Below are 26,489 nucleotides of genomic sequence, written 5' to 3'. Positions count from 1 at the left end.
TCTGTATTTTGGCAATAAATTACTACCTGCCTCCATCCAGCCCATCTGCTCCTTCTGCCCCCACTCGCCCCATTTGCTCCATTTGCCCCCTTCTAGCCCGTCTGCTTCATCTGCCCGTCTGCTTCATCCGCCCATCTGCTCCACCTACCTCCATCCGCTTCCAGCCATCTCCATACCTTCTCCAACCCTCCCTAAATCAACTTCCGACACCCCATGTCCGCTTGAAATTCTCTACTTCCCATTCCCACAATCCCAGCGTATACTATAATTATTCCAATGAGAAAGGTGTGAATAAAATGCAAAACGTGCCCAAAGGAATTCCCCGGCCATTAGTAAAAACTAATCAGGCGTTTATCGTCATTTCTGTAATATTAACATGGCTAACAGGACAACACTGGATACTAGCGCTGCCCTTGTTTGCCGGATTGCTCGGTCTTTTGTTCGGTTATAATCCCATCATTAAGCTAGCTGCCAGGTTTCTGACAAAAGAGCGTTCCCACTATGTACTCGAAGACTGGTCACAACAACAGTTTAATCAAAGCATAGCTGTCTTCTGCCTCGCAGGGGGTCTCATCAGCTTCATCGTTGGCTGGACGATCGCAGCTTACATTTTCACAGCGCTCGTTGCGGTGGCCGCCACTGTGGCAATCCTAGGTTTTTGTATCGGATGTTTTATCCATTATCAATGGAGAATGTACAATTATAGACGTAAACAAAGCAGCACAAATTAAATTTGTTAATTTTAATCTCTCTCTTCTCCAACAACATCCCAGCGATGGCGAAATTTTAGTAACCGTGGATGCAGTGATGAAGGTGCAGCTGGCAACAATAACCGAATCTTTACAATCCACTCTTCAAAAGAAGAATAAGACGCAAACTGATTCGCCACCTCAGGCGTTAAATACAGAAAAATCGGCGAAGGATAGATCTCCAAAAGATGCCGCAACGCTGAATCAAGCGGAGTATACTTCTTTCGCTTCCCTTCCAAACTCTCTACCGTGATAAAGCTACGCCCTTGCTCCCTTTTCCATTCATGCAGCCGGTCCTCTCGCTTATAATAAGCGCTCACCGGCTCTTTGGTCATCCGTCGCACCGTTTCCTCATGAAGTGGATATAACACCAGTTTGGTGAAACGCCGGTCTGCTGCAGTTTTTGCTGCCACTTCAAGCTCTTGATCTGTTATATGTTCAAAAGAGTCGTAAAACACTAAAGTCCCTTTACGTTGCTCAACTGGTGGCTCATAGCCATAGGGTACATGCTGAATGTCTCTTTTCAATGAAATCCCTCCTGCTTGTTCTATTTATTAATCATATCATGTGACAACAGCAGGGCTATCATTCTTATCCTACAGCTGAAGATGAATGGTTAATGAAATCCTGAACTATTGATATCAAGGCTGGGTAAATCAAGGGATACGTCAGTTCTTTTGGTATCTCAGTAAATCCTCTGATTTCTGCCATCTCATAAGGAGGAAGTTCTGCGAACTGTTCCACATTTGCAAAATATAACTTACCATAATTTTCTGGAGCGTCAATACTAGTGACCCTATAAATAGCTATTGGAAAAAGTAAGAATTGTTCCGCACCCGTTTCTTCATATAATTCTCTGGCAGCAGCCTGCTCCGGGATTTCGCCAACCTCTATATGCCCTCCGGCAAACTCCCACGTCGAACGGTTCTGATGTCTCGCTAAGATCCATTCTTCACCATGTTTAACCATAATAACAACGTACTTCAGCTCAACTTCTTTTTCCTTATCCAACTCAAAAAAGTTTACCTGCAAATTATATCCCTCGCCTTCCCACCAGCCTCAAACATTTTTTGCCGCATCCCAAGCCAATTTAAATTCTGCTACATTCCGATACCGCTGCTCCCTCACCGCACTGACAGCCCGCAAAGCAACCTCGTAGAGGGCTTGGCTGGTTTCCCATTTTGCAAACGATCGATCGGATGCTCCTCCTAACAAAACAAATGCTGTGGCGCCCATATTAAATACATTCGTAACTTCATCAATCGGTGCATCCAAGATAAACTCTTCCGGTGACTTAAATCTGGATGAACCCCAGAAGTTCTCTCCTAGATCATTTACAGTAGGCTTACGTCTATAATAATCAATATCACAAATTTTAGTTTCATCGTTTACAAAATCATATAGAATACTTCCATCATAAAAATCGACAGCCACATAACCCTGTAACTCCACATATTCATGAAACGAAAAGATTACATCTAATGAAGACAGACGTTTTTCAACGGATAATTGCTTATAACGAAAAAAAGGCGACTCCGGATGACTCAGCTTCGCTTCTCCCGCAAACAGCCAATGCGAATGTAAACATTCACCTGCAAACCAATCAAAGACTGCTACATACCCCGACTCAACTTCAAAATGCGACAGTAGCGTGATCAGCGCATCATATCTAAGTTCGTTATATAACGGAATAGCTTCAATTAAACGGTTAACAGCATCCTGAGGATTCCCGGCATAAGTCAAAGGTTTCGCCCCAGCAAATTTCACAAAATACTTCTTCCCATCCTGCTCCACGCCAAAAGAAAGATTTCCGGAGTCTTGCTGATCGAACACTTTAAACACTTTTCCCAGCTTAGTTAACCAAGCAAAATCACAGGCTTCCTGTAATTGAAAAGTTACCGCATCGATTTCATATGTATAATTTTTTTCGCGCAAATTAACCTCCTGCATTCACTATCCAGTTTAAATTAATAAGCTTCATTCATTATCTTGTTCGATATTTAATCACTAGAATAATAACCAGCAATACAACACATAAAGACATCGTATTCGTAATCAAAAAAGCTAATCCAACCCCCGTAACCGCCAAACTGATCGCATAAGCTTCCATTAAACTAATCCCGAGCAGCATAAGTAAATACGATTTGAGATTTAAATCGGCTACGGATTTTGATTTGAGGATTTGAACAATCTGCGGGATCCATCCCAAAGAAAGAATCACTCCACCTATTAATTGCATGATTGCAAACATAAGAGCACCTCCACGGTTTTATACAGTTGTATTCCGGGCGGCTCGATCTGGTTCCATTTCATGTAAAAAAACAAATAACACTAAGCAAAGTTTAATTTCCCTGCATCTTGCAGTTTACTATACGCATAAGAGGCCGCACCTATAGTTCCTGCTCGACTCCCAAGCTCTGCTTGAACAATTTTACACTTACTGCTTGATAGCTTCAACGCATGCTGATGCACAGTCTCTCTTACAGGTTGGAGCAATTTATCTCCCGCCGCTGCCATTCCCCCACCTACAATAATAAGATCCGGGTTGAGGATATTCACAACATTCGCTAATCCAAATCCAAGTATAGTTCCAGTCTCCTGCATTACTTCCATAGAGAGAGCGTCTCCAAGTTCGTAAGCCTCAGATATCATTAACGCGGTAATTTGCTCAACTTGATCCTTAGTCCAAGTCTGAATAATACTTGTTCGACCTTCTTTCAGCTTCTCTTTAAAAGTATTCACCATGCCAATCGCGGACACATATCGCCCCAAACAACCGGAGCTTCCACATTTGCAGGGACGCCCGTTCCTGTACATATTCATATGCCCAATTTCACCAGCGCTATAAGACGTACCGTAGATCACTTTTCCGTCGTTCACAATACCCGACCCTAATCCCGTTCCCAAGGTAATCAGAACCAGATTGTTATACCCTCTTCCTGCACCTTGTTGCCATTCACCATAAAGATTAGCCCTAACATCATTATCAATAAAAGTAGGAAAGTCATAGAATTTTTTCATCTCATCTACAACATGTACAAGCTCCCAATCCGGAAAATTCGGTGAGAAAAAAGAAATTCCCGTTACTGGATCAAGTAATCCTGGCACTCCGATTCCCATTCCTTCTACCAGATCTAATGGAATATTCGCTTCATCCGTGATTAAACGTACTGCTTCTCTAATCCGTCCCAACACATGGGCTGGGCCCTTAGCAGCCTCTGTTGGTATAGATCTTTCTTTTACAGCTATAAAATCAGTATCGTAAATCCCTGCTTTAATATTGGTTCCGCCAAGATCAATCCCTATCATAGACCGTTTCATAAAAACCTCCAGAATTAGATATTCTATCGCTTTCGATTAAGTTCTAGTACTAACTGCCGCTTCCGTTTCAGCTAACATCAAGCGGTTCACACCCATCTTAATCTGATTCTCGGTGAGATTAGAATAACCAAGTAGAAAGACAGGACCTTGAGGTTTACTGCCCACAAAATAAGAAGACGCAGGATAGACCCGAACTCCATATCGTAACGCCAATTCAGCTATGCGATGCTCTTCGGCATTGGATTCCAGTTCAATTAATAAATGAAGACCCGCCTCTTCCCCATAATAGCGTACACGACTGCCAAATTCAGCATCCAAACTTTTTACTAGACAAGCCCTGCGGGCAGCATAAAGTTTCCCCATCTGCGTAACATGCCTTGCATAATGTCCATTCTGAATAAATTCCGCCAACGCTTCCTGATCCAGAGCAGAAGACATACGATCTGTTATCCATTTGACCGCCAAAAAAGGTTGAATCAAAGTCGGAGGCAATACAACATAACCTATGCGCAGAGAAGGAAATAACACTTTACTAAAACTGCCTACATAAATTACTCTACCGTCAACATCTAGTCCAGCAAGTGATGATAGCTTCGGACCCTCGTACCTGTATTCACTATCATAATCATCTTCAATAATAAAAGCTTGATTGGCTTTGGCCCATTCCAGTAACTGCACTCTTCGTTTCATCGACAGGGTCACCCCGAAAGGAAACTGATGCGAGGGAGTGACATAAGCTAGTTTTGGTTTTTTATGAGGACCTTCTTTGATGGTATCACAGCTTACTTGAAGCTCATCTACAGAAATACCCTCTAGGTCAACCCTTATGGGTGTAACCACCGCTCCAGCGAACGAAAAAATCTCCCGCACAACGTTATGTGATGGATCTTCAACAATAACATGATCACCTTTTGAAACAAAAATTCTCGATAATATATCCAATGCCTGCGTAGCCCCAGATGTAATCACAATTTGCTCCGGAACCACGGGCATCGAACGTGTGGACCGTAATAAACGTGCAATCTCTTGGCGTAGTCCCAAAGAGCCCTCGACCGGGCCGTAACCCAAAGTATCAGGAGATGCACGACGACAGGCATTCATTAATGCTTTTTGCCACTGATCCATTGGAAAAGCGTCCCATGCAGGTACACCGTGCCGAAAATTACATAATACTGTGTTCAAGTCGTTTTCTATAATAGAAGAAGGATTGAGTGTAAGGAAATCAGGACCTTTCGTTATAAAATTGTAAGGGTTCTCAGAATCCTGGGGGTCTTTCTCCTCCACCGGCAGCCCCGCTATATAGGTTCCTGCCCCTTTTCTCATCTCCAGATAACCCTCTGCTTGTAGTAGCTCGTAGGATTGAAGAATTACACTTCTGGATACTTCCAGTTGATTAGCCAAAGTCCTTGATGGAGGCAGTGAATCCCCCCCACTTAAAGCTCCTGAATGGATAGCATTACGAACCTGCTCATAAATTTGACGGCTTAATGGAATGGGTCTTTGTTTATCGAGAGTAATCAGCAATTCATGCTTCATAAGATTTCCTACCCTTCTAATCCGGGTTTTCTTAATGGTTCATAGTAAGGATTTTTACAATTAGTGCTGCAGAAACAGCACCTAAGATCACAAGTAACAGCGGTATTTTCCTAATTAATACCAGTATAACAGCGACTATACCCGAAGCGATACCTACAAGATTGTCATCTGCGTCCACCTGAAATATCCCAGGAACCGTTAAAGCACTAAGAACCGCGATAGGCAAATATTCCAACAAAGCTTGGACTTTGGAAGAGCCATTCGTATGCTTTGTCAGCAGCAAAGGTACAAAACGAAATGAAAATGTAAGGATTGCCATCCCGATAATGATCAGAATAGTCATACGGATACCTCCTTTTCTACTTCAGCTTGCTTTCGAAATAAGGAGCCTACTGCCATACCCATTAACATAGCTGCAAGTATCGAGGAGTTTCCAAGTACGGGATGTAGAAGCCATGAAGAACCCGCCGCTGCTAAACATATGGCCAAATTCCGAATGCTTCCCTTTAGTTGTGGCACTATTAGTGCTATCAGTAAGGCATATAATGAGGTGTTCAAAGCAGGTAAGTATATAGCCGGAATGTAGGATGCCAGCGATATTCCCGCAGCTGTTGCCAGCAAATTTGCTATATACGGAGGAATTTGTAGACCCAGCAAATATGGAAGTGTTATATTTTCTTTTGAATGATTGCGGGGGATCATACTAACAGCGTACACTTCTTCTGTTAAACTGAACCCAATCCAGACTTTGGCCAGTGGATTGATTGTACGGTCAAGCTGACCCCCAAAAGATAGGCTTATAAACAAATATCTTAAATTAATGATCAACGTAAGCAGCAGGATCATTGGAGCGGCGGCCCCAGCGGCAAGCATTTTCACGCCAATAAATTGGCTGGCTCCCGCAAATACGAGCGCTGACAATAAGAACACTTCCAGACTCCCCAGGCCTAACCCCTTACCGACCAATCCAAACGTAAAACAAGCAGGAATAAATCCTGCAACAATAGCTACAGAATCCTTAAGACCCGTTCTAAACATCACTTTCTGATCACTCATAAGTTTCTCTCTCCCTTATCGTTGTCCCTAGAGAGAGCATACTTGGATACAATTCTGGTGGGAATAACCGCATGGGTGCGTATGTACCATACCAATTTCTTGACATAGAAAAAAGACCGCCCGCTAAGAGAGCGATCTTTAATGAAGGTTAAACCTCCTGAGGACTTTCCACAATCCCGCTGATTTCTTGATGAATTTGGGATTTAATCTGATCTATATGTCCAAAATCTGTAGCTGCGGCATAGATTGTCTTTAACTCATCCAAAAATACTTTGGCAGCTGTCAGATGTTGAATGGATTGTTTCATGGTGCTGGAATATCGCTCTTTAATCCCTGCGATGGTTTCGGCAAAAGCTTCATCTGTACCTGGCTGTATGCATCGTGAATACATATCAACAATCTCGTCGGTGGCACGGTCAGGGAAATACTCGTGCGGAGCTGTGCTGTCAAAAATAGCAAACCCAAGCTCGCGTACGATAATCATATCAAGGCTGTTCGGATCGAAACCACAGTGGTAAATCTCAACATTGACACCACGTTTTATTCCTTCAGCCGCCAATTTTTTTAAAAGTGTAGATTTACCGGAACCCGCACGACCTTTTACAAGATATCTTTTTAGCCCTGCGGTTAAATTAGGTACAAAATCCACTGCACCCTTAGGCGTAGCTGCACCTAAAAAACGGTGATCCACTCGGCTTACTTTTTCGAAGTTCTGATCACCATACAGAAGTTGAATATACTCCTGAGTCAGCTCATCAGCGGCTTGGAAATTCATTGTCGCAATATAAATCGCTTCCCATTCGTCATGAATGCGGAGTGCTTCAGCAAAGCCTGAATAAGCGAGTTCATGCTCTTCCGTGTACTGATCAACTAAGCTGTCGATCTCAACACAACGCTGGCTTAACTGGAGCGTATCGACGGCCTGCTCCAAATTCACATGTACGATGGCCTCTTCAGGCAATTCTGACTTAATGACCCGTGGAGCCGTACCATCTATAATTCCTACTTTTAATTCAGGAATAACCACTCCGTCGAGTGAATCATTATCTGACGCTGTGTGAATTAACCAGATCTCATAACCTTGTTGAGCCAGAAGATCTCCGATTTCTCGAATAATTCTAGTTTTCCCCGTACCGGGGCCTCCTTTTAAAACAAACAAACGTGTTAAACCTTGCAATGACGACTCATAGAGGTTAGAGAAGCCGTGAGCTGTGTTGCCGCCAGCAAAGAAATTCAGGATTGTTCCGTCCATAATCGCACACCTTTCCGGGCTGATGTCATGTTTCATTGTTCATCTTATTAACGTTCTGCGGGAAGGGTGACGCTTTAGAAATCGAAGTTAAGCAGGAATCTAACATTTATGTGACAACACACTCTTGGATTCTTCTTAATTGTATTTGCTCAGTATCTCTTTCGCTTCCCTCTGCGTCATATTTCCTTGCTTGACTTGTTGCTCACAGTAAGGTTTAACCTTAGCAAGAAGCTCTTCCTTCGTGTCAAACGGGCCAAATGAGATAACCTCACCGTTGTCCGACGAAATGGTTTCACTGTAGACAGAAGTACTTATTTCAGTCGCATTAGAGGACAACATCATATCGTCCTGACCATTCACGGTCTTTGAAATTTTTGTCCCGTTCTTAATATCCGCAAGGTTTTTTTCATACCTAGCGATAACATCATCCACACGCTTCTGTGTCCATGTGAACCACCCATCTCCCGAGGTCCATGCTTTTCCTCCAATTATTTTGGGGAGTTCTATTTTTTCATCTTCGAGCCAAGCTTTGTATTCATCATAAGTCCACCATTCTACATCTGAAACGGGATATTTTGCTTCATACTCCACTTGGTTCATCCATGTCTTTCCTCCATTCGTTGAGTACTGAATATTATCATTGTCCCCACGAGTCAACACAGATGAATCTTGATTCGTGTTCAAGCCAGCAGACTTCGCTGAACTGGTTGCAAAAACAGCCGTAGCCCCAACAACTAAGACAATGGCTAGAACAGTCGCAGTGGTGGTCGTTTTTTTCATCTTCATAATCATCATAATCCTTTCTTCAATCGCATTTTTTGAAAAATGATTGCTTAAAGGGTTTAGCTTATTCTTTCGTTCTTCCATTGTTATAAGAGACATCGCATAAGCTCTTTTCGTTGTTTCGCCAAATGATCGCACAACCGTTTCATCACAGGAATGTTCAATATCACGATTAGCCAGCATATACATGACCCACACTAACGGGTTAAACCAATGAACACAGAGAACAGCTGTTAATATCAGCTTCGTTATCTGATCGAATCGTCGAATATGTACTAGTTCATGCATAAGAATGTATTGTATCTGCTCAACATTACTCCAGTCTGTATTTTTCGGCAGTAGGATTACTGGATGCTTAATTCCATAGGTTAGGGGTGAACGGATTAAATCCAATTGCCGGATCTGTACCGTGCGAGTCAACTTATGTTCATCTAGCCACTTCAAAGCAACTGGATGATCAACAGGCAAAGAAGCAGAAAATTCTCTTCGACATTTCACATAAGTGATGATGAAGTACAATGCGGAAATAACCATACCCATTATCCAAATGACTAAGATAGACGAGATAGCAAAAGACAAATGGTTATTAATCGACTGAACCTCAGACGTCGAAGTCGAACCTACTAGATTCATGGGTAAGGTTAGAGGGGAGGACGGATTAACGAAAGTCACATTGTTCGAATTATTCAAAGGTAAACTATCAACCCATGTGTAAATACTAAATGGTGACGGCAAAGAAAAGGGAATCAGTAGTCTGTATACAACCACCCCCCATAACACCATAAAGGTTTTCTTAGGCAGCTTATTGATGACCAGCGATCGAATGACAATAATAGCCACGATCATCACCGCAGCAGTAAAACTCATATTCATAAGGTGCTCATAGGCCATCACCTCATTCAACGTTATCGACGATTTGTTTGAGCTTCTCAATCTGTTGAGCAGATAATTTCTTACGCCCCAGTAAGGATGCAAATAACTTGTCGACAGAACCATTGAACACCTTGTCAATCAGCTCATCTGTCTCCATTTCTTGTACCTGCACCTTAGCAATTAACGCATGACACATAAAATTAGGTTCATAGCGCTCAATTGCACCTTTACCAATACACTTTTTGATAACAGTATAAGTTGTATTCATATTCCAACCAATCTCAGCCTTCAAAATATCAGAAATTTGTTTGGCAGACCTATCTCCTTCTTTCCATAACACTTCCATTACTTTAAGTTCCGAATCAAAAAGTTTAATAGTCATTTAAATCATCTCCTTACACTATTGCAATAGTTTGGGTCTTGGTTACAGACTACTCCAATAGTTTGACGAAGTCAACACTGCTGCTATAGTTATTTTCAACAGGAAAATTCGTGGTTGTACTGAAACTTCCGAGGAAATGGCAAACTAAAGAAAGGGCTACCACTAGGCAGCCCTCTTTAATCTTTTGAATACCATCCGACATCACTTCACAAAACGATCCAAAAACCTCTTAATGACGGGAACATCTGGAGGAGACAGCTCGCTTGGCAATTCTTCATAACAAAAAAAACGCAATTCTTGCACTTCAATTCCATCTACTTTTAGCGCCCCATCAAAGTCTGTGCATAGATACGCAGCCACAACATTATATACTTCATCCCCGTGCGGGTATTTATAATAAAGATCTTTTCCAGAGAACATGTCGAACAATTCAAGACCTTTGGCTGTTAAGCCCGTTTCCTCAAAAAGCTCCCTCTTAGCGACCTCTTCTAAAGTCTCCCCAAGCTCCATCGAGCCACCTGGCAAACCCCAGCATCCGTTGTCCGTTCTACGTTGTAATAATAATTGATGATTGCTGCACAATAAAACACAGGCACCTGCCATTATAAGGGGTCTGGTACCTACCAGCTTTCTTAACTCCATAATATAATCGCTCAAAAAACTACATCCTTTCTTCTAATAGGCTCAAATATCCTAAGCTAATTAAAGTTTATTTCTTTTTCTGCACATGAAAACCATTGTCTTGCGCGTAATTTTCAATGCTCCAAATACCTATTCCCCGCTCTCGCGCCTTATCCTGAATCGCTCGAAATTGATCTACGTATTTTGTATTAGGTGCAAATACATAGGCTACACGTGCATAACCCTGCTCTAGCAGAATCTCATTGAACATTTTCCCATCTATATAGAGGTAACAAAGTAGGCGGCCATATTTGTCCCGCTCCGATACATCAAGTTCAATTTGTACATCTTTATCCGTAAGCATCTTTTTGGCGAAATCAGAAGCTTCTAGCGAAAAGGGCTGTGGTTCGGGGATGTTCGGATTCACTGACTCTGGAGTATCAACCAGCAATAAACGAATGGTTTCCTTTTTGCCGCCTATAGTCAGCTTCATGGTGTCACCATCGACTACTCTTGTTACCTTTGCATCTATTAAACGTTTGTTGTCCTCTGTTGTATTGTCTGGCGTAGAACCCAATCCAGAACTGGAATCAGCCGTAATCGTTGGAACTGGCTCTAAAGTAATCTGCTCGGCTAAGTTGCAGGCAGTTGTTGTTCCAAGTAAGAGTGTGATAGCTAAAAAGCTTTTTACTAGATAAATCTTATTCATTGTTAACCTCTTTCTTATACACGTATGTAATTTCATGGGGTCTATTAAAAATAAATTAAAAAACTTAAAAACACAAGACTGTACTACTAATCATAGAAAACAGCGACAGCCATGTACCAGAAAAAAGATTCTTGGCTATCGCTGTTTCGCTTTTACTCTACTTCCACCACGTTTAATTTGGAAATCTTTATTTTGATTATGATCGATAAGAAAGCAAGCAGGGAAAACATAATTCCGATCCAGATGAGTTGATGTATTCCTGCGTGAGAAATAAACCAGCCACCGATAGCAGTCCCTATAGTAATTCCAAGGTTGGAAAATGAGATAAACAAGCTGTTACCGAATTCGGGAGCTTCTTTCGCTTCGGTCGTTAACCATGCTTGACTGACAATCAGTCCGCCGGAATGCACTGCCCCCCAAATGATTATGATAACAACCATCGGAAGGAAATAAGAACCTAGATAATATACGAATAAGTAAGTTACCGCATATAACAATGGAAACATGATAACGGTCTTTGTAATGCCTTTATGCAAAAGGCTTCCAAATAAAAAATTCCCAAAAATCATGATTATCCCAAAGGCCATCAACATGATACTAATCCATGACCCGTTCATATGTGTTACCTGCCCAAGATATTCAGCAAAGTAACTGTACACAGAAAACATAGCTGCAAAGATAAAAATAACTGCCACAATATTTAACCACAATAGAGGTTTGCGTAAAATACCAAGTTGTTTACCATATGACATTTTTTCTTTAACTGGCATGGAAGGGAGCCAAGCTAGTATTCCTAAAAAGGCAATTATACTTACGACAGCTCCAAACAGAAAAGCGACTTCTAACGAAATTTTGTCCGCGAGATAAGAAGTCAAAGGCACACCAAAAGCAAACCCGACCGTTATTCCGGCGAAAACCTTTGTAACTGCTTTGGTGCTCTTTTCCGGAGGGACAAGTTGGGCAGCGGTAACAAGTGCAACTGAAAAAAACACGGGATGAAAAATAGCAGGGATAATACGGAAAATCAGCATTACTTCAAACATGGTCGTATACGCATAAACAATATTTGAAATTGCAAAAATAAGTACAGCAGTTAATAGAATTATTTTACGATTAATTCCAGAAGCCAATAAGGTCAGAAATGGACCTGAAATAGCAACAACTAAAGCAAATATACTTACAAGCCATCCAGACTGAGAAGTTGATATATTAAATTTTTGAGTTACCTGTGGCAGAACACCTATAATCCCCATTTCCGTTGTAATAATGCCAAATACGCCTAAAGCCAAAATAATAATAAGCAAAGGGTTAACCTTTTTCATTTTAAAATAATCCTCCATTTATATTCACATATTTAGATTTGTAGATATGTATTACCAAAAAAAAGCCCTACCTCCTTTCTCCTATAGTTTCTCTTTAATATAATCGGAAAACTCTTGAATTGTCTTTTCGTTTCGACGATAATACGTCCACTTCCCAATTCGCTCAGATTCCAGCAAACCAGCTTTTTGCATAGTCAATAGATAGCTCGAAATAACCGACTGTGCAAGCCCCGCTTTAGCTTGAATATCTCCCACGCAAATCCCAATTTGAAAATTTAGGCCTTGTTGTAAATAAGGCTTTTCATCAAAAAATTCCTCGGGAGTTTTTAGCCACATCATAATTTGACTACGAGTCTCGTTAGACAACGCTTTGAATATCAATAAAGGTTCCATGTGTTCCATTATATCTACTTTTATAGATTTGTAAATACAAAAGATGCCGATGTCTCGTTGTTGCAATAACATTATGTAGAGTCATGTTTCGTATCGAATTGTTCGTTTAGTGAATTAAATATTTCCAAATCAACCAGCACAGCAGTACGGATACCCACGAAATGAAACCGAAAATCATCACGATTTTGTTCTCACTCCATCCGTATTTTAAGCTGAAGTGGTAATGGATCGGAGCCATCCGAAATAGCCGCAGCTTCGTCCGTTTGTAGTACCAAACTTGTAAAATGACCGACAACTGCTCCGCAAAATAAATGAAAAATAAAATTGGAAGCAAGAGCTCAACCTTTTCAATGACAGCCAGAACGGAAAGGGAGCCACCGATCGCCAGTGATCCAGTATCGCCCATAAACGCTCTTGCAGGATAAATATTGTAAAGCAAAAGCCCTAGCAGACAACCGATCATAACAAGTGAAAAAGTCTGCACTTCAGGTTTGTCCGAGATCATAAAAAAGAAAAAATACGACGGTATGGCAACATTGATCAGTAGCCCATCGAGACCATCTGTAAAATTGATGGCATTCGCGGATCCGACCACAAACAGCAAAATGATGGCCACATAAAGGTACACAGGCAACTGCAGATTTTGGCCTTTAAATAACTCGATATTACTCGTCAGGCCGAACGAATGGAATAACACATATAATATAAATCCAGTAAAAAGAAATTGAAGCACTAGTTTTGAGCGGCCGCTGATGCCGGATGGGTTTTGCCAAAAAGCCTTTTTGAAATCATCCAAAAATCCGACTGAACTAAACAACAAAAACGTAACGCATAAGAGTAACATTAGAGGCCCGGGTTGAAACTGCAGCGAAATCGCTATCCCGATAAGCAGGATCAACCCTGCCATTAGTGGTGTACCCCGTTTGGCCTGATGATCTGCTGGAAGCTCGGCACGAATTGGCTGCGTTAACCTCAGTCTATGCAGCGTCCAGATTAATAGAGGCGTAAACACCGCCACCAGAAGAAAAGACAGGCCGGAAACAGCCAGAATTCCATACATATAAAGAACTCCCCTCTTTGAAAAAGATCATTTATAATACTCACAAAATATTTCTAGAGTTAATGAGGTCGTCTGTAATTATGTACTCTTTTCATCTGTTGATAAAGAGAAATTATTCTATTTTTATTTCCTGTTTTCTGCTGTGAAACTACTGGGAATTTTCTATAAGCAGATTCCAAAGCATAAACTTGCCCAACGAGAAAGTTTGCACATTGGGCAAGTTTACATTAGTATAAAGTCAGTAATCCTAATCTTCACCACAATTACAGCTATATGGGAGGTGTATACATAAATTATGATTAAACAAACGTTGAGAGATTTCAAAAAAGAAGCCACTGAAAAAGCGCTAGCTGAAGCGGCATTCGAACTTGCACTTGAACATGGGTTGGACGGTTTTGTTGTTGAAGATATCGTGCAAAAAGCCGGCTACTCCAGAAGAACTTTCGCAAACTATTTCACATGCAAGGAAGAGGCAGTTGCCATGGGAGCAGTTACCGTACGGAACACGAATGAGTATGAAGAATTGCTCACCAAAATCCCTGAAAATGCCTCCCTGCTGGATACCTTATATCAACTAATTAAGATGCAACTTACATCTGAGCTTATAGGGAGGTTGCGTGAGCTTTCTTTACTTTCCCGAAAATTCCCAGCTCTCGAGCCCCATTATCTAAGAGCAATACATCTTACGCAAACTGGAGCACAAAAAACATTGTTGCACTTGTCAAATGGTAAGTATGACGAGGTCTATACTTATCTGCTTATAAATTCGGTTTACGGAACTGTGCTTCCCTTAATTGACGGAAAACTTAATGTGCTGCTTCCGGGACAAACGACGAGCGACGATCCAAGTCCTGAAACGCTTACGTTCGATCAATTTTTGGAAACTATTTACGGATATTTACGCAACGGATTCTAATAGGCTAACAATCAGTTTTCATCATCGAGGGAGTGTAAAATAGATACATGTCAACATTATTATACAGAGTGGGAAAAACCGCTTATCGCAAACCTGGGTACTTCATTTTAGGTTGGATTTTAATTTTAGGAATTGTCATCTCTATGATCAGCATGAATGGTATTCATATCAGTTCAGAAATGAAGATTGAAGGCACAGAATCGCAAAAGATTTTGGATCAATTAGCAACAGAACTTCCGGCTGCATCTGGTGGACAAGGGAGTGTCGTATTCAAAGCACCTGAAAATGAGCGATTGGATACGCCAGAACGTTTGGCAGCGATCACTAAAGGTGTTAATGAGGTTTACGGTATAAACGAAGTGATTAATCCTGCGGATTATGCAGCGGAAGCAAGTAGTTCAACTACTGAAGCAACTCAGGCTGCCAGTATGGATCAGTCTGCAGCAGCCACAGCACCCCTTTCCTATGGTCCTCTGATGGCAGATGGCGTTCCAGTACCTGGTGTTATTCTTTCCGCAGACGGTAGCATTGCATTGTTCCAGTTCCAGTTTACCATTGAGCAATCTGCTATCTCTCAAGATATTTTTGATTCTGTAATTGATACCGTCATGAATGTCGAGAAAGATACCAACATCACTGTACTGCCGGGCGAGACACTCAAATCAGTATCTATCGGTGTAGGATCAGCTGAGATTGTCGGACTTGTCATTGCTGCAATTGTTTTGCTGGTGACGCTTGGCTCTGTCGTTGCAGCAGGTCTGCCCCTTATAACTGCACTGCTTGGAGTCGGCATCGGTGTAGGTGGAGCATTTTCTATTTCCAAATTCATTGAAATGCCTAGTGTCACTTCCGTCTTGGCGCTTATGATTGGATTAGCCGTCGGAATCGATTATGCTCTTTTCATTGTAAATCGCCAACGCCGGATGATTATTGATCAAGGATTAAGCGCACAAGAAGCTGCGGCTAGAGCAATTGGCACATCCGGCAGCGCCGTATTTTTCGCCGGTTTGACGGTTATTATTGCTCTCTGCGGTATGCTTGTAATCGGGCTTACTTTCTTATCTACGATGGCGTTAGTAGCAGCTGCTACCGTCCTTATCAACGTATTTGTTGCCTTAACCCTATTGCCGGCATTGCTCGGATTGGTGGGTGAACGCATCTGTTCACCTAAAGCTCGCAAGAAAAACAAGGATCATCATACAACGGGTAACCGCGGTATAGCTGATGGATGGGTTAAATTCGTCATCAAGTATCGTTGGGTCACTATTGTTGCCATCGTCGTGGTACTTGGCGTAGCAGCAACCCCTATAGCAAAAATGGAAATGGGCATTCCCGGAGCTGCCTCAGCGAATTTGGATACGGTAGCAAGACAAAGTTATGATGCTATATCCGAGGGTTTTGGAGAGGGCTTTAACGGACCGCTTATTCTGGTTGCAGAACCAAAGAATTCTTCCACTCCAGTCACTCCGGAGCTCCTAGGAAATCTTGTAAAAGAGCTCCAAGCTCAAAAGAATGTCGCATTGGTCACTCCTCTGGGCATGACTAAGGATTTGGCTATCTTCAGTCTGATTCCAGAAACGGGTCCTAGCGATATAACAACCAAAAATCTGGTGAATGATTTACGGGCTACGGAATCTAGTATCGCTCAAAGTAATGATGTTAAACTCGGGGTTACCGGCTTTACCGCTGTTAACATCGATATGTCGGCCAAACTGGCAGATGTATTTCCCATTTATGTAGGAATCATCATTCTCCTATCGCTCATTATTCTTCTGTTGGTATTTCGTTCGATTATCGTTCCTATCAAAGCTACGATCGGCTTTCTGCTTAGCATACTCGCTACCTTCGGGATCACCACAGCCGTGTTCCAATGGGGCTGGCTCCATTCTCTCTTTGGTTTCGACACCGGTGGCCCATTGCTAAGCTTTATGCCAATCATCGTTACGGGTATCCTATATGGGCTTGCGATGGACTATCAGGTTTTCCTTGTCAGTTCCATGCGTGAATCGTACGTTCATGGTCATGAGGGATCAGAGTCCGTTGTTCATGGATACAACCAGGTGAGTCGTGTCGTAGTAGGCGCTGCTATAATTATGATCTCCGTTTTTGCAGGGTTTATTTTTACGGATGATGTCATGATTAAACAAATTGGCTTTACACTGGCCGTAGGGATCTTAATCGATGCTTTCATTATTCGAATGGGATTAGTTCCTGCTGTAATGTCTATTTTCGGCAACAAAGCTTGGGCACTTCCAAAATGGCTCGACCGTATTCTGCCAAACCTGGATGTCGAAGGCGAGAAACTGATTGCTACACTCAATGCTAAAGACAAGTCTAATTCCATGAAATAGATACAATAATAAACAGCCTGAGTCCTGTATTCCTAGGGGTTCAGGCTGTTTTGTTTCTGTGGTAAGATTCGCTTCCCATGAAACGATGTTGGAGAAAGAGCTTAATAATTAAGGATTAAAGCGGGGCGCACACCGTAACAAGCCAAGTTGACATGTCCGTAACTGCGAATACTGCTACGAGTACCTACAAAATACGCACGTGAGGAAATCGCAGGTTGAGTTCTCAGCCACCACCATGAGCAGCCAAACTCTTCATCCTTCTCAAGGATATAATCAGCTTTGACTTTTTTATCATACACATACAATTTACATCCATCGTACTTTTTCACTTTGGAGAATCCCGTTCCTATCGCCCTACGCTTCGCACGTAAAGTATCTTCTCCAAGTTTAAAGGTGAATTCATTCGCCTCCGAAACACTAAGCAGAAAAATCTTATCTTCCGTGTTTATACTTCCCTCTCCGTTATCTGTGCACTGTGTAGTCTTGATGAGCCTGTGCTCGGAGTCATTAAAAGCGGCATTATAAAACCCATCGTTCAACCACTTTCGCAAATCGGAGTCATGCCATGTAACGTCAACATATTCATCGTGATACCGCCTGCAATCCAAAATGTACTCGCTCAAAATGAACAGTTCTCTACCTGAATTTTGCAGCACTCGCCACTTTATCGGCATTTGGTCTGCTCCGTCCGCCATTTGCGGATAAGCGCCAAAAGTAATTAGTTCGCCGGGTTTTGCCCGCTCATACACGGAAGCAAGATTATCATTTTCATTACAAATCATAATTATAAATTCTGTAGTTCCTTTAACGATTTCAGCTTCCCTGCTAAATCCTAGTTTTTCATACAAGCGTATCGCTCTATCGTTGAACTTCGCCACTGTCAGCCGCTTTGGTTTTTCCTCGCATCTCTCATTGATATAGTTAAGGACTGTTGTGAAAAATTGTGTCCCATTCCCCTGTCCGGTTAACTCAGGCTTCATTCCTAAACCCACATCTATAAAATCCTGAGAATATGTATATTTATCATTTGGAACCTGTGCTGGACTTCCTACACAGAAGAATCCGATCAATTGTTTATCTGCATCAAGTACAGAAAAAAATGCTTCCTCTAGCATTTCACTTATAGCTTCAGGAGTTAGTTCATTATTGTAAAAATCATAGGGTGGATCATATTGCCAGCTTAAAATATCCCTAGCAGCATCAGCATTCAGCTTTTCCACGTAAAGTTCCATTTCGCATCCCCCTTTGTTTTCAAAATCGATAAGTCCCTAAGTGTCTAGCTCCGCTAACTCCTGAAGAATTATCTCTACATCACCATCAGGATTTAACGCTTTGATCATCTCTTTTGTAATGGCTGCACCCTCATAAACTTGTGAAACAACCTCTAAGGGGAGTGTGAGTTCAAAATAACCTTCGGCAAATTCCACGAAATCCTCAGCTGTGCGGAAAATAGTCCCTAGCAAAAAGTCCGAACCATCTTCTGCCCCCGCTGGAATCTCTACCTCCCCCTTCTGCCACGTCAAGTCGTTATTTTCACGCCAAAAACAAAAAGTAACATCATCCTTAGCTATCGCCTCATCTTCCAGTAAAGACAATAGCGAGGTTGGAACCTCTTCATAGATTCCTGGCCAAACTTCATGTTCGTCACGCGCATATGGACTTACTTCGGACTCATGATCAAAACCTTTAATTACCGTTCCTTGAGGTGTAAAAATAATAAACAAATTATCGCCTGAGCCATTATTGATCGATGCTAGAGAAACATTCTTATCAAATTTAGAATCAAAACTATGATAGCGAAGCCAGTCCTCTGGACATAGGACAATATTTAGAGAAGCAAGTATTTTCATAAGTTTTTTTAAGTTTTCGGGTGCTGGTAAAATATCTAACACATTCATCTATGATTCCTCCCCATTGTAGATATAAATGATTTTAGCATATTCATGAATTCCGGGTGAAAAAAAGACTACCCGAAGGTAGCCTTTCCAACTTAACAAAACACTAGCTTAACTTAAGACCCCGCACCTTTATATCTTCGTACGCCATAACTCCAGGCTAACAAACCAATCCCCAGGAATATAGCGCCTACTACAGGTGTCATCAGAGCAAGGCTGGTCATCTCCTCCCGCTGTAGAAAAAGCGCGGCTGGATACACTCCGACGAATGCAAATGGAATGATCCAAGTAAGCAATACCTGTATAGCACGATTGTAAATCGTTACCGGGTACCGGCCATAAGTCTGAATGTTGTACATTAACGGAAGAATGCCAGTAGGAGCATCCGAATAGAAAGACAATGAAGTCAACGTTGTGTAAATCCCCGTATAGATGGCGACCGCACTTAACGTTAGAATGATCAGAGCCGGTATCGTCCACCATTCAAAAGGAAGACCCAGATTGCTGCCACTGATGGCCATAATAATAATACCTATGAATGAGCCCATAAGTGCTGGTGGATCAACATTTTCCAAAAAGATCTGGAACAAATTATGAGCTGGGCGTGTCAAAATACGGTCCATCTCACCTTTAACGATGTAACGTTCACTAAATCCCCATAGATTCACAAAACAACTAAACACCCCAAATGGCACCATAAAGAATCCATAAACGAACACTACTTCATTCTGATTCCAGCCGCCCAGGCTATCTGTGTGCATAAAAATTACGAGAATAAAGATAAAGTTGGTAGCTTGAAAAAGTAAGTCTGAAATGACCTCTACCCAAAAGTCAGCGCGATAGGTGAGCCGGCTCTTCATATAGTTTTTGATATATTCAATTAATAATCCCAGGTAATACATGTTTCCTCAACCTCCCTGCACGAAGAGACGCTGCCGCGCCGCATGATATAACCAGACAATTGGAATCAGCAATACTAGGAACCAAATAATTTGTATCCCTAATACATTCCATATTCCAACCCCTTGCACACGTCCCGTAAACACTGAACCTGGCAAGTAGGTAATCGCCTGAAACGGCAGCACCTCAAGTACGGAAGATAACCAGTTAGGAAACAGACTGATCGGTACGATTAAGCCGGAGAATAAGTCTACAATCACCCGCTTCATTCGCATCATGCCTTCATTATTTTCCACGAAAAATGCCGAGAGCCCTGTGATGATATTGATCTGTGAATTAATTAAAAAGCTGAAAAAGAGCATCACCAGGAACCCTGCCCAAGCAGATGGCGCTGTTGGCAATTGAACCGGGAACAGCAGCATCGCTATCGCCATGCCGGGAATCATAAATAAAAGGAAGCGGAACATTCCCTCTCCAAGACCTTGCATCATTTTGACTAAGACATAGTTATAGGGCCTTATAAACTGGATAGCGATACTTCCATCACGGATATCCGTAGAGATCTCGCGGTCTAGGTTATTAAAATAAAAGGCTCTAGCCATCCACGACACAGCAACATATGATGTCATTTGCGTTGCAGTAAAGCCACCCAATGAATCCCCATTGCCATAAATGGCCATCCAAGTGAAATAGTTAACCCCAATATTCAGTGAATAGATAAGAATACCTGAGTAGTAGTTAATCCGATAAGCAAGCATGGTAAGAAAACGGATGCGTATAAAATCTAAGTAAGCCCCGAATAGTAATTTACGGCTATTCTCCTGAGGACCGCCAGAAGATGAACTTCCTGAGGAGGAAGACATAGCTGTTGCAGGATTAAGCTTATCAGACATGTAAAGCCTCTCTTTCATCCTTCAGAGCGGCAGCCATTTCATCAGGCTTGTCTGCAGACCCAGATTGATAAATACTGCGAACAATATCGTCCGTATTGGTCTCTATGATTTTGATATCAGTAATGTCTGCTTTTCCCACTACTCTGCCTAATACATCCGATACATTTAGCTCTAGCGGTATCCAGACAGACGCCCCTAAATCGTTCTCCGCAGACCAAGTAACAGGCAATCCCTCAGTCCATAACTCAAGTTGCTGACGTTTCGTAGCATTTCCAAATTGAAATTGAACCTCACGTCCGGTTCCCCAACGCTGCTTCAGGTCTTCCAGTCCTCCGTCATAAATGATACGGCCATCATCAAGCATTATCACTCGGGAGCAAAGCGCCTCAATATCTTGCAGGTCATGTGTAGTCAGCAGTATGGTTGTCCCATGCTCGCGGTTCATATCTTTTAGGAATTCACGGATCTCTGACTTCACCACAATATCTAAACCAATGGTCGGTTCATCCAGAAATACAATCGACGGATTGTGAAGCAATGCTGCCACTAATTCACAACGCATCCGCTGACCTAGACTAAGCTTACGAACCGGACGATTCAGCAGTTCTTGCAGTTGCAGTCGTTCGACCAATTCATCCAGCCGTTTCTTGAAATCTTGTTCAGACACCCGGTAAACCTTGCGCAGGAGCTGGAACGACTCAATCACGCCAATGTCCCACCATAGCTGACTTCGTTGCCCGAATACCACACCGATATTTTTCACGAATTTCTCGCGCTCCAAATACGGAACATACCCACCTACTGTCAGGTTTCCGGAAGTCGGCACGAGAATACCTGTGAGCATTTTGATCGTGGTCGATTTCCCAGCACCGTTCTCGCCGATATATCCACAGATCTCACCTTCAGGAATGGAAAAGGAAATGTCCTTCACCGCAGTCACTTCCGTATATTCCCTTTTAAACAAATCAGCGAAGGCCCCTTTGAGACCCTCGCGGTTTTTTTGTACTTTGAATGTTTTGCGTAAGTCTTGTACTTGAATAGCAGTCATATTGTACCTCACTAAGCTTAGAGTTGGTTCCCAGTACCCCATTATAATAGAAGAAGCGCAAAAGCACTACTTCAATCTTTACTTAGCCAGTCTTTCATTTAGCGAATGGGTGTCCTTCACAGCTTCTAAATGCCCTGAGCGAGCGACTTTAGTCCGCAAATATTTCTCGTTAAAAGAAGATACATCTCCCCATAACGCTACTCTTTTCACGGCATTCATCCCTGCAGCCTTGAGCGCATCCAATTTCTTCGGATTATTCGTAATCAGCGTCACTGGTTTGTGACGTAAAGTTTGCAGAACACTGATTGCCTCTTCGTAGTTTCTTGAATCATCAGCAAATCCCAACTCTAAATTAGCCTCAACTGTATCGTATCCTTCTTCCTGTAAAAGATACGCTAAAGATTTGCTGAACAGGCCAATGCCTCTTCCTTCATGATTCGCGAGATAAAATAATGCCCCAGAGCCATGCTCAACAATCATTTTCATGGATTGATGCAGCTGGAATCCGCAATCGCAACGTTTACTGCCAAAAATATCGCCAGTATGGCAGATGCTATGCATCCGGATCAATGCATCCTCAGACCCTTCGAAATCGCCATATACCAACACACTGGATTGTTGTCCTTCTGCTAAGTTCATGGATGGCAAACGTGAAATTAAAGCTGCCGTTGCTTTACTGCTATCCTCTTGAAGAAGCTCTGCATCCGTTGTATTCAGCCAGTTGTACCATTTAAAAATAACGGTCTCGCCGTCTAAATTCACCGGTAACGTAATGGGTCCAACCAATATATTTGTGGAATTTGCTAAAGGAATTCGCGTGATTTTATTCTGTAAAATAGAAGTGATTTCTGGTTTAATCATAATTACACCTTCCTCATTGTTCATCAATGCTTAGATAGAGCTAAGCATAAGGATAAAATATTAGTTAAATTATAAGTAACTATTTGTAAGTAAGTTTATCATTGTAATATAACTTCGTCAAGTTATAATATATCTTTAAATATTTATAATTACTTTATGTAAGTTTATGATATAATGAATGTCGAGGTGATATTATGAATGATTTCAACATGTGTCCTCGCTTTGAAAAAGCGGTAGACTTGCTAAGTAAACGTTGGGTCGCGCTTATTGTTTTCGTGCTTATGCCAGGGCCACGCCGTTTTGGTGAAATTGAGAGCTGTCTGTCCAATCTCAGTGGCAAGGTGTTATCTGACCGATTGAAGGAAATGGAAACCGAAGGTATTATAGAGCGAACTGTATATCCTGAAATGCCAGTACGTATTGAGTACTCTCTGACTCCAAAAGGCACAGCGCTTGCTCCTATACTTGGTGAAATTGGAAACTGGTCTACCGAATGGATTGAGCTTGGTATTAAGAAATGATTCCCGCTACACAACACAAAGAGCCCTAATTGTCCCGATCATGAGACAAGAGGGCTCTTTTTGGATTAACATCCCCTTTATAAGTCTTTTCGCTCGAAGCGAAGTAGACCTATAACAAAAGCTAACAGGGTATATCCTATCGCATAAAAAATAAACATATTTGACGGAACCGTATTAAAATCCAGCAATCCATTCATGCTGCCGAACAATCCCATCATTCCACTCATTTCATTAGCGCTGAACAGGACGGCGGTCATTTTCCGCTGTAAACCATCCACTGGCATAAGCAGTGCCATCATTCCTGACAGATTATTTAATGTGTCAAGGACATCGGGTTCTAATCTCAGCGATCCTCCGATCTTATCAATCATCCCACCTAACCAGCCAGCTCCATATAACATTGTCATAAAGACACCATTCCCCACTGCTGAGAAGAATCCAGAACCCAGCATAGAAATCGTAATTAGCAAAGGCACTACAGAGGAGAATAACAAAAATGATTTCAATAGGACTACGGCATCTCTAGGAACGGTGGCATGGATCTCAGTAATCCATAAAATAGAAATAAATAAAATCAGGGCATAACCGATCCCAAGCGTCACATATCCAAGCCAGCGACCTGTGTACCATTTCCACCGCGGCAGCGGTCTTGGCAGTAAAGCCTGCATAACCCCTTGTTCCGCTTCACCTGCAATAGCTGAGAAGGAACTGAAGATCGCCAAAAAGGCGAGTACAAACGCGCCAAAAAAGAATCCAAGTGATAATATAAAAGCACCATTTGTAAAATTAGCTAAGAGATGCTCGCCACTGCTAATATCTGTTCTGTTCGGTATTCCGCTTTGTCCGATCGTATTTGCCACAAACCAAAATCCTATAAGAAAGACAATGGTCATAAGCAATGTTAATACCATTACTCGTTTACGCAGCAATTCCTTCCAGGTCATTCCTATGATTATTCTCATTCGTGTTCACCTCTGTGACTTAGGCCGGATACAGCACTCATAAACCAGTCTTCCAGACGTTCTCGCTTCCGTGAGACTTCATATAAGGTCATGCCCTGTTCAATAATTAACGTGTTCAGCCAGCCTACTTGCTCCTCATTCTCCAATTCCGCTTCCAGCCAAACTGTGCTACTCTCCAATGTAGCTGGGAATGAAGCTCCTTTTTCAGATTGAGCTCCGATATCCGCTGAAACTTTGATCTGAAGTTCAGTACTATCCTGTAACCAAGACAACAAAATAGGCGTAAAACCGCCCACTTTAAAATGCCAGCTTGTTCGCTTATTTAAGATCTCAGATACTTTCCCATGCCGCAGTATAACTCCGTTATTCAGCAGTGCCATACGGTCGCAGATGAGTTCAACATCCTCCAGTAGATGAGAGTTAAGAAATATTGTAACTCCCTTCTCTTTTAGCCTCTGCAAAATATTCCGAACTTCCTGACGTCCAATCGGGTCTAGCGCCGATGAGGGCTCATCCAGAAAAACGATGGCCGGATTGTTTACAAGAGCGCAAGCAAGCCCTAATCTCTGCTGCATCCCTTTGGAATAATGTTTCACGCGATCCCGTCCACGGTTTCCAATTCCAACTTCCGCTAGAAGCTCTGGAATTCTTTTGTCGGCTACAGATCGATCTACACGGCACAGCTTGGCATGCAGTCTTACTACTTCTTCCCCCGTAAGCCATTCTTGATAGCGATATAATTCCGGTAAATATCCGATTTGGGACTTGGCTTCAAGTGAACCGATCTTATGACCAAATAGAGTAGCACTACCATTCGATGGACGAATGAGACCTACCAACATTTTGACAAAGGTACTTTTCCCCGCACCATTAGGGCCGAGGAAGCCAAAGGCTTCCCCTTTCCCAACAGTAATCGTTACATCACGGCAACCACGTCCGTTATCATATTCTTTGGTCAAAGACTTCGCTTCTATTGCAGCAGCCGTCATTATTCAATCAACTCCCCTAGCTTCTCTAAGAATACAGCTTTATCTGTATACACGCTTCCTCCGTTGAAATCAAACAGTTGTCCGTTCTGTACCCAAACAGCCGAGTACACAATCCCTTGACTATATTCATTCTGATTCAGTAGAACCGTAGTATCTTTAATCTTTATTTGATCGGTATTCAAGCCTTTTACCAGTGGCAGAGGAATTTCACCCGATAAAATGCGGCTCTGCTTTAAGCTGGATTTCAGATAATCTGGCAGCAATGGAAAATCGATTATAGCTTCCAAAGCTTCATCAACCTTTATAGTTGGATCTACCGTAATTAAAGGAGTCTTCGTCTGTGTAAGATTAGCCCATTTATCATTATTAATCGAAAGATCATAATTCACGATCTCCGAAAGATCTAATTTAATTTCTTTCCCATCTATGGCTTCTGGAAGAAGCTGTTTTGCACCCAATCTTTTCATTGCTTTATTAACTGCTTCAATATTAAGCTTCAAGGTTATTTCTTGTGAATTGGTTATATATGCGCTCTTCACATTCTCGAGCAAAGTTCCGCTTGGAAGTGTAAAACCTAGAGTCTCTTCCACCTGATTTAGCGGAATAATCCCTTTATTTGAACCAAAGGAACTTGTAAACACACCAAATTTGTTCATAGCTTCATTCATGGATTGACTTTCATTTACCTGATAAAAAATATCCCGGATATCATTTTCATTCACAACTGTAACTTCTTCCATCCGAAATTGATTCAGCAGCGATGCCATAGCCGTATTTCCTACTGGAGTTCCAAGTATAACCGCAAAGATCGCGGCACCTGCCACTGCTACTCCCCATTTGCGCCGACGATTCATGCGAGGACGCTTGGATGGGCGATTAGCTGTTGGATTGTCATCCGTAGATTGAGGCTGGTCTATATGTGGATCTGTTTTGTCATCATCTTTCATAACATCCACAGACAACTGCTGACTCCACACAGACCATTTGGGACTTGCAGGCTCAGACGCTAACTTGTTTTGCAATTTGGCCCAGGCTTCATCTGTATGTTGTTTATTATGATCTTGATTTAGCGGTTGTTTAGTCATTAGTAATCCCT

General features: G+C 42.1%; 29 protein-coding genes. 4 read left to right on the top strand and 25 right to left on the bottom strand.

Translation table 11 applies throughout. The annotated features are described in order from the left end of the window. The first annotated feature begins 296 nt into the window (after nucleotides 1-296). The gene (locus NST25_RS13620; RefSeq protein ID WP_076126204.1) at nucleotides 297-731 is read left to right on the top strand and encodes a DUF4395 domain-containing protein; all 435 of its coding nucleotides are present in this window, start codon (nucleotides 297-299) and stop codon (nucleotides 729-731) included. Between the two features lie 11 nt (nucleotides 732-742). Here NST25_RS13620 and NST25_RS13615 read toward each other — a convergent pair whose 3' ends face one another. From NST25_RS13615 to mraY, 16 genes are all read right to left on the bottom strand, one after another. Further along, nucleotides 743-1,276 carry a hypothetical protein gene (locus NST25_RS13615; protein WP_248548180.1) on the bottom strand — a complete coding sequence of 178 codons (534 nt, stop codon included), beginning with the start codon at nucleotides 1,274-1,276 and terminating at the stop codon, nucleotides 743-745. Nucleotides 1,277-1,340: 64 nt separating this feature from the next. Further along, nucleotides 1,341-1,781, bottom strand: coding sequence for an NUDIX domain-containing protein (locus NST25_RS13610; protein WP_340394201.1), 441 nt, complete (start codon nucleotides 1,779-1,781; stop codon nucleotides 1,341-1,343). Between the two features lie 27 nt (nucleotides 1,782-1,808). Then, nucleotides 1,809-2,699, bottom strand: coding sequence for a serine/threonine protein kinase (locus tag NST25_RS13605; RefSeq protein ID WP_339190855.1), 891 nt, complete (start codon nucleotides 2,697-2,699; stop codon nucleotides 1,809-1,811). Between the two features lie 34 nt (nucleotides 2,700-2,733). Then, a complete protein-coding gene (locus NST25_RS13600; RefSeq protein WP_076275723.1) occupies nucleotides 2,734-3,000 on the bottom strand; it encodes a PQ-loop domain-containing transporter in 267 nt (88 codons plus the stop codon). An 80-nt stretch (nucleotides 3,001-3,080) separates the two neighbouring features. After that, nucleotides 3,081-4,070 carry an ROK family protein gene (locus NST25_RS13595; RefSeq protein WP_339190852.1) on the bottom strand — a complete coding sequence of 330 codons (990 nt, stop codon included), beginning with the start codon at nucleotides 4,068-4,070 and terminating at the stop codon, nucleotides 3,081-3,083. Nucleotides 4,071-4,106: 36 nt separating this feature from the next. Next, nucleotides 4,107-5,606, bottom strand: a complete 1,500-nt coding sequence (locus NST25_RS13590; RefSeq protein WP_076305479.1) for a PLP-dependent aminotransferase family protein — start codon at nucleotides 5,604-5,606, stop codon at nucleotides 4,107-4,109. Between the two features lie 31 nt (nucleotides 5,607-5,637). Continuing rightward, a complete protein-coding gene (locus tag NST25_RS13585; RefSeq protein WP_036686713.1) occupies nucleotides 5,638-5,949 on the bottom strand; it encodes an AzlD domain-containing protein in 312 nt (103 codons plus the stop codon). Beyond that, nucleotides 5,946-6,662: an AzlC family ABC transporter permease gene (locus NST25_RS13580; RefSeq protein ID WP_076279009.1), complete on the bottom strand. Its 717-nt coding sequence runs from the start codon at nucleotides 6,660-6,662 to the stop codon at nucleotides 5,946-5,948. The genes NST25_RS13585 and NST25_RS13580 overlap by 4 nt, the downstream gene beginning before the upstream one ends. Nucleotides 6,663-6,810: 148 nt before the next feature. Then, complete coding sequence (locus NST25_RS13575; protein ID WP_340394199.1) at nucleotides 6,811-7,914, bottom strand: PRK06851 family protein; 1,104 nt, start codon at nucleotides 7,912-7,914, stop codon at nucleotides 6,811-6,813. Nucleotides 7,915-8,049: 135 nt separating this feature from the next. Next, on the bottom strand, nucleotides 8,050-9,570 hold the full coding sequence (locus tag NST25_RS13570; protein WP_340394198.1) for a M56 family metallopeptidase: 1,521 nt from the start codon (nucleotides 9,568-9,570) through the stop codon (nucleotides 8,050-8,052). 22 nt (nucleotides 9,571-9,592) lie between these two features. Continuing rightward, the gene (locus NST25_RS13565) at nucleotides 9,593-9,952 is read right to left on the bottom strand and encodes a BlaI/MecI/CopY family transcriptional regulator (protein WP_076126183.1); all 360 of its coding nucleotides are present in this window, start codon (nucleotides 9,950-9,952) and stop codon (nucleotides 9,593-9,595) included. Between the two features lie 201 nt (nucleotides 9,953-10,153). Then, complete coding sequence (locus NST25_RS13560) at nucleotides 10,154-10,594, bottom strand: NUDIX hydrolase (RefSeq protein WP_248548331.1); 441 nt, start codon at nucleotides 10,592-10,594, stop codon at nucleotides 10,154-10,156. Between the two features lie 67 nt (nucleotides 10,595-10,661). Beyond that, complete coding sequence (locus tag NST25_RS13555) at nucleotides 10,662-11,282, bottom strand: thermonuclease family protein (RefSeq protein ID WP_076126181.1); 621 nt, start codon at nucleotides 11,280-11,282, stop codon at nucleotides 10,662-10,664. Between the two features lie 152 nt (nucleotides 11,283-11,434). Further along, nucleotides 11,435-12,604, bottom strand: a complete 1,170-nt coding sequence (locus tag NST25_RS13550) for an MFS transporter (protein WP_076305482.1) — start codon at nucleotides 12,602-12,604, stop codon at nucleotides 11,435-11,437. An 81-nt stretch (nucleotides 12,605-12,685) separates the two neighbouring features. Then, nucleotides 12,686-12,997 (bottom strand): helix-turn-helix transcriptional regulator, encoded by a 312-nt coding sequence (locus NST25_RS13545; RefSeq protein ID WP_076190171.1) that lies wholly within the window; start codon nucleotides 12,995-12,997, stop codon nucleotides 12,686-12,688. 106 nt (nucleotides 12,998-13,103) lie between these two features. Further along, the gene (mraY, locus tag NST25_RS13540) at nucleotides 13,104-14,057 is read right to left on the bottom strand and encodes a phospho-N-acetylmuramoyl-pentapeptide-transferase (RefSeq protein ID WP_340394196.1); all 954 of its coding nucleotides are present in this window, start codon (nucleotides 14,055-14,057) and stop codon (nucleotides 13,104-13,106) included. Between the two features lie 295 nt (nucleotides 14,058-14,352). Between mraY and NST25_RS13535 the strand changes: the two genes are divergently transcribed. Continuing rightward, entirely contained in the window at nucleotides 14,353-14,973 is a 621-nt protein-coding gene (locus NST25_RS13535; protein ID WP_076218025.1) for a TetR family transcriptional regulator, read from the top strand. A gap of 47 nt (nucleotides 14,974-15,020) precedes the next feature. Further along, nucleotides 15,021-17,324 carry an MMPL family transporter gene (locus tag NST25_RS13530; RefSeq protein WP_340394194.1) on the top strand — a complete coding sequence of 768 codons (2,304 nt, stop codon included), beginning with the start codon at nucleotides 15,021-15,023 and terminating at the stop codon, nucleotides 17,322-17,324. Between the two features lie 101 nt (nucleotides 17,325-17,425). Here the strand turns inward: NST25_RS13530 and NST25_RS13525 are convergent, their stop codons facing one another. From NST25_RS13525 to NST25_RS13500, 6 genes are all read right to left on the bottom strand, one after another. Continuing rightward, nucleotides 17,426-18,556, bottom strand: a complete 1,131-nt coding sequence (locus tag NST25_RS13525; RefSeq protein ID WP_340394193.1) for a GNAT family N-acetyltransferase — start codon at nucleotides 18,554-18,556, stop codon at nucleotides 17,426-17,428. 36 nt (nucleotides 18,557-18,592) lie between these two features. Next, nucleotides 18,593-19,222, bottom strand: coding sequence for a hypothetical protein (locus NST25_RS13520; RefSeq protein ID WP_340394190.1), 630 nt, complete (start codon nucleotides 19,220-19,222; stop codon nucleotides 18,593-18,595). Between the two features lie 113 nt (nucleotides 19,223-19,335). Next, nucleotides 19,336-20,121: an ABC-2 family transporter protein gene (locus tag NST25_RS13515; protein WP_036686696.1), complete on the bottom strand. Its 786-nt coding sequence runs from the start codon at nucleotides 20,119-20,121 to the stop codon at nucleotides 19,336-19,338. A gap of 6 nt (nucleotides 20,122-20,127) precedes the next feature. Then, nucleotides 20,128-20,877, bottom strand: coding sequence for an ABC-2 family transporter protein (locus NST25_RS13510; RefSeq protein WP_051491475.1), 750 nt, complete (start codon nucleotides 20,875-20,877; stop codon nucleotides 20,128-20,130). A gap of 127 nt (nucleotides 20,878-21,004) precedes the next feature. Then, nucleotides 21,005-22,060 carry an ABC transporter ATP-binding protein gene (locus NST25_RS13505; protein WP_076126169.1) on the bottom strand — a complete coding sequence of 352 codons (1,056 nt, stop codon included), beginning with the start codon at nucleotides 22,058-22,060 and terminating at the stop codon, nucleotides 21,005-21,007. A gap of 78 nt (nucleotides 22,061-22,138) precedes the next feature. Beyond that, a complete protein-coding gene (locus NST25_RS13500) occupies nucleotides 22,139-22,921 on the bottom strand; it encodes a GTP cyclohydrolase II (protein ID WP_339190836.1) in 783 nt (260 codons plus the stop codon). Between the two features lie 194 nt (nucleotides 22,922-23,115). Here NST25_RS13500 and NST25_RS13495 point away from each other — a divergent pair, with 194 nt between their 5' ends. Further along, complete coding sequence (locus NST25_RS13495) at nucleotides 23,116-23,442, top strand: winged helix-turn-helix transcriptional regulator (RefSeq protein ID WP_036686688.1); 327 nt, start codon at nucleotides 23,116-23,118, stop codon at nucleotides 23,440-23,442. Nucleotides 23,443-23,519: 77 nt separating this feature from the next. Here NST25_RS13495 and NST25_RS13490 read toward each other — a convergent pair whose 3' ends face one another. The 3 genes from NST25_RS13490 to NST25_RS13480 are packed head-to-tail and all read right to left on the bottom strand — an operon-like array spanning nucleotide 23,520 to nucleotide 26,478. Beyond that, complete coding sequence (locus NST25_RS13490; protein ID WP_076183784.1) at nucleotides 23,520-24,404, bottom strand: ABC transporter permease subunit; 885 nt, start codon at nucleotides 24,402-24,404, stop codon at nucleotides 23,520-23,522. Next, a complete protein-coding gene (locus NST25_RS13485; protein WP_076126163.1) occupies nucleotides 24,401-25,393 on the bottom strand; it encodes an ABC transporter ATP-binding protein in 993 nt (330 codons plus the stop codon). The genes NST25_RS13490 and NST25_RS13485 overlap by 4 nt, the downstream gene beginning before the upstream one ends. Further along, nucleotides 25,393-26,478, bottom strand: a complete 1,086-nt coding sequence (locus NST25_RS13480; protein WP_076301890.1) for a DUF4179 domain-containing protein — start codon at nucleotides 26,476-26,478, stop codon at nucleotides 25,393-25,395. Before NST25_RS13480 ends, NST25_RS13485 begins: the two co-directional genes overlap by 1 nt. Nucleotides 26,479-26,489: the final 11 nt, after the last annotated feature.

The sequence above is a fragment of the Paenibacillus sp. FSL E2-0190 genome (assembly GCF_037992965.1).
GTDB classification, from domain to species: Bacteria; Bacillota; Bacilli; order Paenibacillales; family Paenibacillaceae; genus Paenibacillus_AQ; species Paenibacillus_AQ odorifer.
This window is presented reverse-complemented; position numbering and strand designations above follow the sequence as displayed.

Excerpts from the sequence above, each read along its gene's own strand:
- NST25_RS13620 (WP_076126204.1), top strand. The coding sequence starts at position 297 with ATGCAAAACGTGCCCAAAGGAATTCCCCGGCCATTAGTAAAAACTAAT.
- NST25_RS13605 (WP_339190855.1), bottom strand. The coding sequence starts at position 2,699 with ATGCAGGAGGTTAATTTGCGCGAAAAAAATTATACATATGAAATCGAT.
- NST25_RS13600 (WP_076275723.1), bottom strand. The coding sequence starts at position 3,000 with ATGTTTGCAATCATGCAATTAATAGGTGGAGTGATTCTTTCTTTGGGA.
- NST25_RS13595 (WP_339190852.1), bottom strand. The coding sequence starts at position 4,070 with ATGAAACGGTCTATGATAGGGATTGATCTTGGCGGAACCAATATTAAA.
- NST25_RS13590 (WP_076305479.1), bottom strand. The coding sequence starts at position 5,606 with ATGAAGCATGAATTGCTGATTACTCTCGATAAACAAAGACCCATTCCA.
- NST25_RS13585 (WP_036686713.1), bottom strand. The coding sequence starts at position 5,949 with ATGACTATTCTGATCATTATCGGGATGGCAATCCTTACATTTTCATTT.
- NST25_RS13580 (WP_076279009.1), bottom strand. The coding sequence starts at position 6,662 with ATGAGTGATCAGAAAGTGATGTTTAGAACGGGTCTTAAGGATTCTGTA.
- NST25_RS13575 (WP_340394199.1), bottom strand. The coding sequence starts at position 7,914 with ATGGACGGAACAATCCTGAATTTCTTTGCTGGCGGCAACACAGCTCAC.
- NST25_RS13570 (WP_340394198.1), bottom strand. The coding sequence starts at position 9,570 with ATGAATATGAGTTTTACTGCTGCGGTGATGATCGTGGCTATTATTGTC.
- NST25_RS13565 (WP_076126183.1), bottom strand. The coding sequence starts at position 9,952 with ATGACTATTAAACTTTTTGATTCGGAACTTAAAGTAATGGAAGTGTTA.
- NST25_RS13560 (WP_248548331.1), bottom strand. The coding sequence starts at position 10,594 with ATGGAGTTAAGAAAGCTGGTAGGTACCAGACCCCTTATAATGGCAGGT.
- NST25_RS13555 (WP_076126181.1), bottom strand. The coding sequence starts at position 11,282 with ATGAATAAGATTTATCTAGTAAAAAGCTTTTTAGCTATCACACTCTTA.
- NST25_RS13550 (WP_076305482.1), bottom strand. The coding sequence starts at position 12,604 with ATGAAAAAGGTTAACCCTTTGCTTATTATTATTTTGGCTTTAGGCGTA.
- NST25_RS13545 (WP_076190171.1), bottom strand. The coding sequence starts at position 12,997 with ATGGAACCTTTATTGATATTCAAAGCGTTGTCTAACGAGACTCGTAGT.
- mraY (WP_340394196.1), bottom strand. The coding sequence starts at position 14,057 with ATGTATGGAATTCTGGCTGTTTCCGGCCTGTCTTTTCTTCTGGTGGCG.
- NST25_RS13535 (WP_076218025.1), top strand. The coding sequence starts at position 14,353 with ATGATTAAACAAACGTTGAGAGATTTCAAAAAAGAAGCCACTGAAAAA.
- NST25_RS13530 (WP_340394194.1), top strand. The coding sequence starts at position 15,021 with ATGTCAACATTATTATACAGAGTGGGAAAAACCGCTTATCGCAAACCT.
- NST25_RS13525 (WP_340394193.1), bottom strand. The coding sequence starts at position 18,556 with ATGGAACTTTACGTGGAAAAGCTGAATGCTGATGCTGCTAGGGATATT.
- NST25_RS13520 (WP_340394190.1), bottom strand. The coding sequence starts at position 19,222 with ATGAATGTGTTAGATATTTTACCAGCACCCGAAAACTTAAAAAAACTT.
- NST25_RS13515 (WP_036686696.1), bottom strand. The coding sequence starts at position 20,121 with ATGTATTACCTGGGATTATTAATTGAATATATCAAAAACTATATGAAG.
- NST25_RS13510 (WP_051491475.1), bottom strand. The coding sequence starts at position 20,877 with ATGCTTGCTTATCGGATTAACTACTACTCAGGTATTCTTATCTATTCA.
- NST25_RS13505 (WP_076126169.1), bottom strand. The coding sequence starts at position 22,060 with ATGACTGCTATTCAAGTACAAGACTTACGCAAAACATTCAAAGTACAA.
- NST25_RS13500 (WP_339190836.1), bottom strand. The coding sequence starts at position 22,921 with ATGATTAAACCAGAAATCACTTCTATTTTACAGAATAAAATCACGCGA.
- NST25_RS13495 (WP_036686688.1), top strand. The coding sequence starts at position 23,116 with ATGAATGATTTCAACATGTGTCCTCGCTTTGAAAAAGCGGTAGACTTG.
- NST25_RS13490 (WP_076183784.1), bottom strand. The coding sequence starts at position 24,404 with ATGAGAATAATCATAGGAATGACCTGGAAGGAATTGCTGCGTAAACGA.
- NST25_RS13485 (WP_076126163.1), bottom strand. The coding sequence starts at position 25,393 with ATGACGGCTGCTGCAATAGAAGCGAAGTCTTTGACCAAAGAATATGAT.
- NST25_RS13480 (WP_076301890.1), bottom strand. The coding sequence starts at position 26,478 with ATGACTAAACAACCGCTAAATCAAGATCATAATAAACAACATACAGAT.